Genomic DNA, 11,191 nt, shown 5'->3' on the forward strand with positions numbered 1-11,191 from the left:
TGGCTGGGAAGTCGCCCCCTGCAGGGGGGGCGTGGATTGAAACCTGGGGGCCGCGACCCAGTGGCGGTACATGCCCAGTCGCCCCCTGCACGGGGGCGTGGATTGAAACGTCCTGTCCATCTCTGCACTACCGCCTGAGCGCGCCGTCGCCCCCTGCACGGGGCGGAGGGCTCAGACATCTGAGGGTTCGATTACGACCAATGCCTACCGCGGTACCTGAGGTGATCAGAGTTCCGGAAAATGGAGACCGATCATGCGCGACATGACTCACGAGGAGAGCCGGCGGTTCTGGGCCGAGAGGTAGAGATGTGGCAGCCAAGCCGGGTGTCGCGTGGAGAGTTCAGCTGGCGTGGCGAGCATGTCGGGGGCGACGTTCATCCGGCGGGCTGAACGGCTCTCCGAAGTGAGTTAGCCGTGCCAGACGCCCTAGTGGTCCGGGCCTTTGTCCTGCAGATTGCCGAGCGGCCTCCGGCGGTCCACCTCTACTCTCGGACCCGCCGGGGCAAAGAGCCGCGCCAGCACCTGTGCGACTTCCACAGCCCCCTGCATTTCCCCGGCTTCAGCGGCGGCGACACCCTCTGCCACGATGCCGCATCCTGGAAGTTTCGGGGAGGGCACACGCAGTGGGCGAGGTATTCGGCGTCCACGAGGCGACGAAGGCGCCACGGCCCGCCGAAGCCCTGCAGCGGATCGCCGATCTTTACAGCGTCGAGCAGGAGCCCTCTGGCAGGCCGCCCGACGGGCGACACTCGGTCAGGCGGTGCCGCTTCTTTCCGAGCTCAAGGTTTGGTTTCGACGGACAGATCGGCCACCTGCCGCCGAGCTGGCGAAGGCCATGGCCTACGCCCGGAAGCGCTGCGACGGCCTGTCCCGCTATGTCTAGGACGGCTGCCTATCCGTCGACAGCAGTCCTCGTGAGCCCGTCTTGCGCACCCCGGTTCGGGCGCCGCAACTGGTTGTTCGCCGGCTCCGCGAAGCACGGCGAGCGCGCCACCATCATCTACAGCGTCGCGGAGATCTGCCGCCTGAACGGCATCGACCCGTTGCCCTGACTCCGGAACGTGCTGTGGGAGTGACCGAACATCCGAGTAGCGTCCCGCTGAGGATATGCAGATTTGCTATCTGTAGTTATAGCGTGGAACACGAGAGTTGCGGCGCGAACTGTCGGTTTGCCTGTCGTCCTGGCGAGATGCCAGTAAAACCTTGGTCACGCGGCATCCCTGGAATTGGAAGAATTGCATATTGCCCGGAGCAGGGGAATCAATCTATGAGGAAGGTTAGGCTGACAACGTTGTACGGGGCATGGGCATGGCGACGCGTGGGCAAACTGGAGTGCTAGGGCGGAGGTTCGAAAAGAGCGGAAGAGAGGGCGTCGACTTCTCCGACCTGTTTCCCGCCGCTCCTCACGGGTCGGTGTCGGGCTTACCGGCGGATGATTTACGGCAGCTGGTGCTGGAAAGCTCGTCGGGCCAGGCGATCAAGGACATCCGAATCAAGAAGGCTGTATTTAACGGCAATGTTCACCTGGAACATGTTTCATTCGGCGGCTATCTCCGGTTCGAAGATTGCCGCTTCAAGGGCAAGATTGACCTCAGGCACGCGCGTTTGCGCCGATTGAAATTTGTTAATTGTGTGTTTGAAGGCGTGGTGGAGGCTGACGTCGCTGTGATCGAAGGCGATGTCGATTTTGAGAGATGCGACGCTTTGAAAGGAATTGCCTTTCCTTCAGCGGCGGTGGAAGGGCGCTTTGTATTCTCAGACACAACAATCCGTACCATCGCCGACACCACGGGTGCAGCACCCGAGCAAACCGCATTTGATGGCGGAATGCTCAGCGTGAAAAAAGGTTTGTTTTTCAGAAAAAGCAATTCAAGCGAAAGCTCCTTGAATCTTGAGGGCACCGTTGATCTTCGTCTCTCTACCATAGGCGGTGATCTTGATTTTGATGGAGCTGTCGTCTCTTCACATCCGCGTCATCCTGCCATAGACGGATCCAATTGTTCTGTTAGCGGGCTATTCAGTATCAGGGGACAATGCCAGTTCTCTGGCCGCGTCGACCTATACGGAGCATGCTTGAACATCTTTCAAATTAAGAAAAGCACGGTCACGGTCGGGGAAGAAGAACAGGAATCTGCGATTTATGCCCATTGTTCGAGATTAACGGGTTCTTTCACCCTTGGTGACGACGCGATTCTTGATGGTGTTGACCTTACGCATTCCCGTGTCGGGGGAGCATTTCAGTTCGGCAGCACAGACGATGAGCCGTATTCGGAGGAGCAAGTCCCGCAGGGGGGCAAGGCCCGGAAGTCAGGCGCCAACTTGATCTGAGGCACTCGGTTATCGGCAAGATAATTTTAGTGACCGAGAAGTGGAAAGAAAAGAAATATTCCGGAATGGAGGTTTTCGTTGATGGGTGTGAGTATGGCGACATTTTAGGGCACAAGTGCAGAAATGGGGCCGATGAGGATCCGGATATCAATTATGTCGGACACTGGCTGCTGAGAATAAGCGATGCGGCATTGAAGTCGAAAGAACCAAGATTCTGGTCTGCCTTCAAGAAGGAGGGGCAATATTTAGTATCGGTAGACGATAAGAAAAAGTATTGCCCGCAAATATTTTCGCATCTTGAAAACGTATTGATCCAAAAAGGTAGGCATCGCGAGGCCAGGGAGGTAGGGTCAATCGGTGCGCGCATAAGAGTAGAAAAAAAATACGGGAATGACCCGTGCATTGTAGAAAAAATCCAGAGGTGCGGATTAAAGGCTTTTTCTCATCTCACCTCTCATTCTTATAGTATAAAGTGGGTGATTTTTGTATCTCTGTTAATAATTTATGGCGGATCTTTTTTTTACAAGTGGGCTTACCACAACGACATGATGGCATTTTCTAGCGATATCATTGGACTGGAGGAGAGTAGGGTACTGCCGCTTGGCGGCAATAGCGAGGTGCGGGATGACGAGTGGGGGTGCTTTGTTTTTTCTGTATTCGGGTTTCATGACTACAAGACATGTCGCAGTTGCATCAACGCTTATTCTGAAGGCGTCAACAAAAAATACGGAAGCTGGCCACCATACAATTATGTTGAATTCAATCCGTTTCTATATTCACTGGACGTCTTCCTGCCCATAGTCGATATTGGGCAGGAACGGTTTTGGGGGCCCACTACGTCTGGACCGTGGACTACTATCTGGTTTTTGCGGGTCTTTCAGATTTTGACCGGGTGGGTCTTCTCCGGCTTGGTCGTCGCCTATTTCTCAGGCGTGATGCGAAAGAGCTACTAGTTCCTAGAAGCCCCGCATCGGCAACCCACTCCCCCGTCGCAGCCAGTTGTCGGCGGGGTAGTGGCAGCGGGCGTCGATCGCATGGAGGACGTAGGACTGGCGCGTGCGGGACGACACGTTGGTGTCGCTGACGTGCGGCAGCAGGCCGTGCATCACCACCAGGCTGTTGCGCCGCACCCGCACCGGCACGAAGTCCTCGCGCGTCCAGTTCGTTTCGATGAGGGTTTCCACGCCATGATTGCCGCCGATGTCGTCGCGGCGAAAGCGCGCGGCCAATGGCCCCTTGTGGGCGCCGGGCAGGACGTGGAGACAGGCGTTGGTTTCGTTGGCATCCTCGAGGGCGAACCACAGTGCGATCACGCTCGGCGGCTCGGTCACCATGAAGGTGGCGTCCTGGTGCATGGGGAAGGCCAGCCCGATGCCCGGCTGCTTGAAGATGTACTGCGACTGCAGCAGCAGGGGCTCCGCCACGCCCAGGGCGTTCACCAGCGCGGCCAGTTCCGGCGTGCGGGAGAAGGCGTCGAACACCGGGTCCAGGTCGTGCAACGCCCGCCCGATCTTGCCGATCGCCTGGTGCTTCGGGCGCGTCAGGCGGCCATCGTCGCTGACCGCCTGCGGCTCGAGAAAGAAGCGGATGTCGTCGCCGGCGTCGAGCATGTAGGCCTCGTATTCCGGGCTCTGGAGCTGCACGGCCGTGCCCACCGGCTCGAACGCCTCGACGAGTTCCCATGCCCGCCGGCGCAAGCTTTCCGCGGCGTCTTCCGTGATGAAGTCCGGGAAGACCAGGTACCCGTCGCGGTCCCAGCGGTCCAGGTCCACGCCGGTCATGCCGGCGCCTCCGCCAGCACCCAGGGGCTGACCGACCTGCCGAGCGGGTCCCGTGCGCAGGAGCCGAAGACGCGCGTGTTCACGAGCCCCACTTCGCCGCACAATCGCGCCAGAAGACCCGCATCGGCAACCGCCAGGGGGTGTTCCTCCCACGCCAGTTCGCCGAGCGCCTTGCCCGCGTAGACATAGCGGGCGAGGGCAGTGTCGGCGCCGGTCGCGGTGAACTGGAACAGGAACACGATGTCGTCGGCCGCCCCGTCGGGTCCGTCCTCGCGATCCTCGAGCACCCGCCCATCCATGTTGGGCGCGTGCGCGGTCTGGATCAGCAGGCGTCCGCCGGGCTTCAAGGCACGGCGGAAGCGGCGCAGGATGTCGCGCGCGGCGGCTGCGTCGGCAGCGTAGTTGATGACCCACGACAGGGCGCAGATCCCGTCGTACGCGTCTTCCGCCGCCAAGCTTTCCATGGCTTCCTGTCGCACGCGCTGGTCGCCGACCTTGGCGGCCGCCTCGCGCACCATTCCGGTGGCGACGTCGGTCCCGTAGGCGTCGAAGCCCTGCGCCAGGGCCTTCTCGAGAAAGACGCCGGTGCCACACCCCACGTCCAGGATCCGGGGGCCGGCCCGACCTAACTCCTCAAGGACGAAGCGGTGGTCGGTTCCGTAGTGGTGCGCGGGGGTGTGCAGGTCGTACCGGTGCGCAAGGTCGTCGAAGAGGCGGAACCGTCGCGGCGTCATCGGGCGAAGCTCGCATGTAAGAAGGCATGGCGAACGACTTCTCCCAAGGCGTGCGCTGCACCGCCGGCAACCTCGCACGGGGCTCCTAGCGGCGTATTCGGCTTGGCGGCCTGAAGGCAGGCGACCACGCGGCTGCGGGTCATCGCCTGCCGGTTGCGATGGGTCTGCATGCCGTCGATTGCCTTCAACAGGTCACCCACGGTCCCCGTCCTCACCCACTCCACGAGAGGCTTGTCGTTCAGCGTCATCAGGCGGAAGGCTATACCGTGTCCGGTCCCGTCGCAGCTGGGGCAGGGAACGGGCTGACGTTCCTTACGCACCTTCTCTGCCCAGTCCTTCCGTTTGCTGCGCGGAAGCTCGCCCCACAAGTGCGAGAACAGGCCGTTCCACCTTAGCCACGAGGCGACCTCCTCGGGTTTTTCTTTGGCGCTCTTGAGGAACGCTCCATGCCCGGGGCGGCGCCAGAAACCGAACAGCAGATCCTGGGGGAGACGCTCGTGGTCGGCCAGCCCTTCTTCCTCCAGCCGCCGGAAGAAGGGCCGGGCCTCGCTGCGCCAAAGCCCCTTGAAAAGCTCGGCGGCTTCAGGAGTCAGGACGTCTTCGATCTCCTTGGCCGATTGGCCGAGCGGCCTGAGCAGCAGGGACTCGCGGGTTCCGTCGACGGCGCCCGATCCGCCGCAGGCATCGCAACGACCCTCGGCACGCAGCCGGGAAAAATGAGGCAGCGATAGGCTTTGTGGTCCCACCAGACCGCGTTGGAGGTCGAGCGGTGTGACGGCGAGCCGTGCCACGACCTTGTCGTCGGCGGTCCGCAGCTCTGCCATGCCGCCGCCGATGGCCAAAGCGTGGTTCAGCATGGCTGCCCGCTCTTCCGCCTCCCTGCCGACCGGCGGCAGCACGATCCGCAGGGAAGCCGGGCGGAGACACACGTCCTGCACGGCATCAGTGCGGAGGCCCGAAAGGCCCATGTGCGGAAGGCGCTCGATGAGGGCTTTGGCTGCGCTGCGCGGCAAGGTCGGACCCCAGATCCGCATGTCCGGAATGGCCGGATTTATGGCGAGCATGAGGTCCGGCTTCTCGATCCAGCTCTTCAGGAAGACGCCGCGTTCCTCGTCGACGCGGCGGGCGTGCTCGTCCAGCAGCAACTTGCCTACTTCCAGGTTGAGGTCGCCGATTTCCCAGATGCGCCTGCCTTTGAGCATCCGCCGGACAGGATCCTGGTTCGCTTCCTTCGACGCGTCCTCGCGATCCAGGTCTCCTTCAATGATCGCGGTGATGTTCAGCGGAGCATCCGGGCTCGCTGTGTCCAATCGCAGAACCTCGGCATTTGCGGGGTTCCCATCGCGGGAGAGGGCGGAGCCCGTGGGCGTTTCACGCTCGGCAACCTGTGCGGGCGTACCTTCGGCGATGACACGGCCACCGGCGGGGCCGGCGCCGGGACCGAATTCCACCAGCCAATCGACCGCGCGCACCACATGCATGTTATGCTCGATGACGACGACGGTGTTGCGGCCGCCATCGACCATCCGTCGCAGCACGTCCATCAGGCGGTGCGCATCGTCGCGATGCAACCCGGCTGCGGGTTCATCCAGGATGAAGAGCTGGCCGCCACGGTCGTCGCGCCCTGCCAGCGACCGTGCGACCCGCAGGCGCTGCATCTCGCCGCCGCTCAGGCTGTCGACGCGCCGCCCCAGCGCGATATGTCCGAGGCCGAGCTCCTCCATGGTCTCGAACAAAGGCGCAAGGTCTGAAGCCAGGGCCGCGGCGCCGTGAAACAGCCACGTCTCCCGCAGGGCGCGGACCGGGCGGGCCAGGGTTTCCGCGATCGAGAGGCCGGCGACCCGCGGCGCCAACGCTGCTTCCCTGTACCGGCGCCCGCCGCAGGCGGGGCAGGGCGTGTCCGCCTCGTCGTTCGCAGTGCCCGTTCCTTTGCAAGTTGGGCAGCGGGCGGACCCGGCATTTATACTGAAATCCTTGGTGCCGAAACCCGCCTTGCGCGCCTCGTCAGTGTCGGCAAAGCGTTCGGCGATGGTCTCGAAAACGCCCGTCGCCGTCGCAACGAGGCTGCGCCGGTTTCTCTGGGGCATCCTCTGATGCAGCACATGCACCTTGCGCACCGCATCCAGACCCTCGGCGTTGCGCCAATGCCCCTTCAGGAGGTCGTCGGAACTGGGCGCGTCGCCTTCGATGGCGCACTCGTTCAGGAGCGCGGGAATCAGGACGCCGCGAACGAAGCTGGACTTGCCCGACCCTGACACGCCGACGATGGCGGTCACCCCGCCCAGCGGCAGGCGGACATCCTGGTTTCGGACCGTGTGCACCGACGCGCCATAGATGCCGAGCCACCCGTCCCGGCCAACGCCCTCCGGCTTGTTCGGCGCGTTGTGCCGCCGGATCGAGGCTGTCTCGAACGGGACGATCGCCCCTCCCTCGGGGCCGGCGCCCGGCCCCAGGGCCACAACGTGGTCGGCGGCAGCAATCACCGGTGCGCGGTGCTCGTTCAACAGCACGCAATGCCGCTCCGCCAACTTGCGGAGCACGCCGATCATGGGATGGAGGTCAGTTTCGTGGAGCCCGCGCGCAGGTTCGTCCAGCAAGAGCAGGAGGTCTTGGCCCCTGGCGGCCAACGTGGCGCCGATCTGCAGGCGCCGCGACTCCCCGTCGCTCACGGTGTCCATTCCGCGCGCAGCGGACAGGTGGCCGAGCCCCAGTCGGTTCAACATCTCGGCGCGATCCGCGATCCGCTGCAGCGCCTCCCTGCCGCCTTGCTTCCGTGCTCTGGACGCGGCGTGACGTGCTTCCACTGTGAGCACCGTCATGGGCATGTCCAGCCATTCCGCCAGCCGGACTCCAGCGGCCGTCAGGGCGCGGGCCTGCCAGGACCACCGGCTGCCGCCGCACGCCGGGCACGGGCCTTCGTGGATGAAGTCCTCCAAGGCAGCGGGCGGTGTCTTGCTTCCCAGTTTCGCGAGGATGGCGTGGCGAAAGCCCGGAAACGGGCGGGGCGAGCCCTGTTTCTTGCCGCTTTTGGGATCAATCCCCTGGATCTTTTCATTTTCCAGGCCGGACAAGATGAGGGCTTGCGCCTGTTGCGGAAGATCTTGCCATGGCCGATCCGGATCAAAGCCCTCACGGCCGCGCAGCCCCTCGATGATCTCATGCTGGATGTTGACGTGCTTGTAGTTCTTCGGCGTCCAAAGGGCGAACGCACCCCCGTGCATGCTTTTTTGGGGGGCGGTGACCAATGCCTCCAGAACCACGTCGACCGCGCGTCCCAGTCCCTTGCACGTGGGGCAGGCCCCGGTGTCTTCATGCTCCGGAGCATTGAACGACAACAGGTGTCTGTCCGGCGCCCGGAACACCGCGCGGGTTGCTGGATCGACATAGTGGCGGGCGCCGTCGAGCATCTGTCCGCGCGGCGTCGGGCTCAGGTCGTCTGGCGCATCGTGGAGTTCGACGATGACGTCGGCACCGCTTAGGTCCCATGCCTCGTTCAGCACGTCCAGCAACTGCTCCCGCACCGCCGGTCCCGTCACATCAAGTGACCCGACCTCAGCCTCCAGGTTGTAGGCTCGGTCCGGAGTCAGCGGCGTCCATTTCCGCGGATCGACCAGACGCCCGGCTTCGTGCAGCTTCGCGTCATCCGTCGTGCTGCGAAGTATCGCGCTGGTGAAGCCGGCGCGCGCCAGCTTCTGCGCAGCAGTCACACCATCCGTCTTCAACCAGCGAAGGGGAATGGTCCAGATGGTGGCGGCGCCCCTGTAGTGGTTGATCAGCCAGTCGGCATAGGTGTCCGGTGAGGGCCTAGGGACGATGCGCCCCGCATCGCTTTCGGGGTCCCCTTCTGCTAGAAATAGGGACCGCAGATCTCCCAGAAGGCCGGTCGCAGTTCCGACGGTCGTGCGGGAGGAGGCGCGGAATGCCCTCTGGCCGACGAAGAGCGCGAGAGGTGACGCTCCGACGTAGGCGCCAACCGTGTTATCGCCACTGACCTGCTTGTGCAGCCCGTGAAACAGCGTGTTGCGCCTGAGAACTTCCGCCGCAATGGTGTCCTGAAGCAGAGAACTCTTGCCCGAGCCGCTGACACCCACAACGGCGGACAGTCCGCGACGTGGAAATGCGCAGTCGATGTCCCGCAGGTTGTTCGCGTCCGCACCTACGACATCCAGTTCTTCGGCTTTACGCATGCGGTCTCTCGTCGGTGACGTGCAGGACGTTGATCTGTCGCGCTTCGAATACCAGCGGGTATCGGACGAAGCGGACGGAACATTCGCTTCGGTAATGCAAGGTCCTGTGGTTGGAGAACAGCAGGACGTCCCCTGTGCCGAGGCTGATCGGGCAGGAGGCGGCGACGCAAGCGTCCCCTATCGTGTACAGGATGTCGTCCGGAGGCTTTGTGCCGCGTCGACGGCAGGCGGCTCGGATAGTCTCCGGGTGAAAGCGAACGATGCCGCCGTCCACGATCTTGCTCTTCCAGATCGTCGGCGAGCGTTCATTGGCCATCTCGACTTCAGCGTCCGTCAAGAAGCGTACGGCCTCCGAGGCACCCCGCCTGGTCAGTTCGGCCAAAAGGTCAGGTAGGCGCACGACCCGGTTGTAGCCGAACCGAGGGGCGCCGGGGTCAGGGTGAACGCACTGGATGCCGGTCAATGCCGGCGGTGACGGGCTGGCGTTCAGGTCGGTGTGGAAGAAACCCTCGGCTCCAGCGTGGGCAAGGTCGCGCGACCATGGGCTCATTGAAAAGACCTTAACGACCTTGCCGTCGCCGTAGGTCATGAACCTTCGGCCGAGTGTATGAGCCAGCGCCATGAGGACGCGTCCTCCGGGAAGGTGCGTAACGCCACGGACGCGAACATGGTCGTGCCGTGCAAAGACCGATCGCATCTCCTCGACAAGGTCGGTCCACACGCTTAGGCCGTCGAGCGGTAGAGAAAGGCCGTTCGGAGCGTCGGCCTCCATCTGATCGGCCGGAATGGGCGAAAGCGTCTCCGCGATGATCTTGGCGAGCGCCGGTGGGACAGTGACGGTGATGGCGCTTTCCGATGACATCACGAGGCCTCGAAGCGGAACAGAAGCTTATGTCTGTAGTGGTGGTCGCACAGGGCGGCGACGTTTGGCACCGGAAAGCGGGCCTGCAATGGCGCGTGGATGATCCAGCCGTCGCGGCGTAGCGGCCTCACGGCGGGCCTTAGTCCAGCTGCCTCACCCATCCGCATGATTTCCAGCGGCGCTCGGTCGTGAGCCACCACGCCCATCCCCCTGAGAATGGCACTCCACTCCGGCCACAGGGGATTGTCCGTGTGTGACCCGAGGGTGAAGTAGGCACGGCGCCGCGGCCGCAGGACGCGTGCGACATGGGCAAAAAAGGCCTCCAGATCTTCGATCAGGTAGAGAACCTCCTGGCCGACGACGAGATCCGCCGCATTCCGCGGGATGAGATTCCAAGACTCCGGCGGGAGCAGCATGGCCCCGATCCCCGCCATTTCAAGGCGGCGCTCCGCTATGGTGCGGGCGGCTTCAAGTGGCTCAATTCCGAAGACGTGGTCGCACTGCCAGTGCGCGGCGGCTCTGTACAGAAAGCCGCCGCGATGACAGCCGACGTCGACCATCGTGCCGATCGGCGTTCCGGCGTAGTCGCTATCGATGTGGTCGACGAGTGCCTGCCAGAAGACGGTGTTGATGTCTTCCAGGGCCGCATCCTCGGCCTCCGACGGGAAGAAGGTGCGACGGCCGGACATCCGGCGGCCCGTCAGGGGCAGTTCTGGGAGCGGCAGGATCGCGCCATGGTGTCCCCGCGCGTCGGGTCGATGCCGAAGTGGCTGACGAACAGGGCGACCGACTCCTCGAACGTGCGCTCCAGGTCCTGCTTGTCCTGCTCCCCCCGCATGCCGAAGTACGGGAAGTGGTGCAGCAGGCGCCCGAACAGCGCCATGCAGTCACGCTCGTAGGCCCGCGTGTCCAGGATGTGGTAGTGCCACATCACGTCGATCGGCCCCGTCGGGCAGATCTTGCGGTCCGGATAGCGCATGTTCAGCGCGAGGAACTTGCGGTACAGATCGTCGATCTCGTCGCATTCCTCGGCAGTCATGTTTTCGTCGCGGCAGACCTTGGTCTTGAGCATGGTGAAGTCGAGCTCGGCAACCTTCGCCAGCGCCGCCTTCAGCGCATCGTCCTGCTCGACCAGAGCCATCGCCTGCGACATCGGGATCACGCGATCCGCAACATTTTCTCCAACAGCGCCCATCGGAACCCTCTAGGATATCGGTTGTAATTTCCGGCCGCAGCATCGCACCGCGAGACCGAACCGTCAACATTCACAGGGCTGCATTTTCGTGATCACTGTGTCGT

At 63.1% G+C, this 11,191-nt stretch carries 8 protein-coding genes; 2 read left to right on the forward strand and 6 right to left on the reverse strand.

Going from position 1 to position 11,191, the window contains the following annotated elements:
- Positions 1 to 1,308: 1,308 nt before the first annotated feature.
- Together CRP50_RS25015 and CRP50_RS25020 are read left to right on the forward strand one after the other, a co-directional pair.
- Positions 1,309 to 2,328: a pentapeptide repeat-containing protein gene (locus tag CRP50_RS25015; RefSeq protein ID WP_141415087.1), complete on the forward strand. Its 1,020-nt coding sequence runs from the start codon at positions 1,309 to 1,311 to the stop codon at positions 2,326 to 2,328.
- Between the two features lie 29 nt (positions 2,329 to 2,357).
- Positions 2,358 to 3,281, forward strand: a complete 924-nt coding sequence (locus CRP50_RS25020) for a hypothetical protein (protein WP_141415088.1) — start codon at positions 2,358 to 2,360, stop codon at positions 3,279 to 3,281.
- 3 nt (positions 3,282 to 3,284) lie between these two features.
- Here CRP50_RS25020 and CRP50_RS07535 read toward each other — a convergent pair whose 3' ends face one another.
- Genes CRP50_RS07535 through CRP50_RS07560 form a run of 6 tightly spaced genes read right to left on the reverse strand, consistent with a single transcriptional unit; the run spans position 3,285 to position 11,045 of the window.
- A complete protein-coding gene (locus CRP50_RS07535) occupies positions 3,285 to 4,109 on the reverse strand; it encodes a phytanoyl-CoA dioxygenase family protein (RefSeq protein WP_097278405.1) in 825 nt (274 codons plus the stop codon).
- Positions 4,106 to 4,843: a class I SAM-dependent methyltransferase gene (locus CRP50_RS07540; RefSeq protein ID WP_097278406.1), complete on the reverse strand. Its 738-nt coding sequence runs from the start codon at positions 4,841 to 4,843 to the stop codon at positions 4,106 to 4,108. Before CRP50_RS07540 ends, CRP50_RS07535 begins: the two co-directional genes overlap by 4 nt.
- Entirely contained in the window at positions 4,840 to 9,030 is a 4,191-nt protein-coding gene (locus CRP50_RS07545) for an ATP-binding cassette domain-containing protein (protein WP_097278407.1), read from the reverse strand. Before CRP50_RS07545 ends, CRP50_RS07540 begins: the two co-directional genes overlap by 4 nt.
- Complete coding sequence (locus tag CRP50_RS07550) at positions 9,023 to 9,892, reverse strand: TauD/TfdA family dioxygenase (protein WP_097278408.1); 870 nt, start codon at positions 9,890 to 9,892, stop codon at positions 9,023 to 9,025. Before CRP50_RS07550 ends, CRP50_RS07545 begins: the two co-directional genes overlap by 8 nt.
- A complete protein-coding gene (locus CRP50_RS07555) occupies positions 9,892 to 10,581 on the reverse strand; it encodes a class I SAM-dependent methyltransferase (RefSeq protein WP_097278409.1) in 690 nt (229 codons plus the stop codon). The genes CRP50_RS07550 and CRP50_RS07555 overlap by 1 nt, the downstream gene beginning before the upstream one ends.
- Before the next feature lie 11 nt (positions 10,582 to 10,592).
- Entirely contained in the window at positions 10,593 to 11,045 is a 453-nt protein-coding gene (locus tag CRP50_RS07560) for a glycine-rich domain-containing protein (RefSeq protein ID WP_097278410.1), read from the reverse strand.
- Between the last annotated feature and the right edge of the window lie 146 nt (positions 11,046 to 11,191).

The sequence above is a fragment of the Caenispirillum bisanense genome (assembly GCF_900230255.1).
GTDB classification, from domain to species: Bacteria; Pseudomonadota; Alphaproteobacteria; order Rhodospirillales; family Rhodospirillaceae; genus Caenispirillum; species Caenispirillum bisanense_A.

Bases quoted from the DNA above. Each gene is read 5' to 3' on its own strand.
- CRP50_RS07535 (WP_097278405.1), bottom strand. From the start codon at position 4,109: ATGACCGGCGTGGACCTGGACCGCTGGGACCGCGACGGGTACCTGGTC.
- CRP50_RS25015 (WP_141415087.1), top strand. From the start codon at position 1,309: ATGGCGACGCGTGGGCAAACTGGAGTGCTAGGGCGGAGGTTCGAAAAG.
- CRP50_RS07555 (WP_097278409.1), bottom strand. From the start codon at position 10,581: ATGTCCGGCCGTCGCACCTTCTTCCCGTCGGAGGCCGAGGATGCGGCC.
- CRP50_RS07560 (WP_097278410.1), bottom strand. From the start codon at position 11,045: ATGTCGCAGGCGATGGCTCTGGTCGAGCAGGACGATGCGCTGAAGGCG.
- CRP50_RS07540 (WP_097278406.1), bottom strand. From the start codon at position 4,843: ATGACGCCGCGACGGTTCCGCCTCTTCGACGACCTTGCGCACCGGTAC.
- CRP50_RS07550 (WP_097278408.1), bottom strand. From the start codon at position 9,892: ATGTCATCGGAAAGCGCCATCACCGTCACTGTCCCACCGGCGCTCGCC.
- CRP50_RS07545 (WP_097278407.1), bottom strand. From the start codon at position 9,030: ATGCGTAAAGCCGAAGAACTGGATGTCGTAGGTGCGGACGCGAACAAC.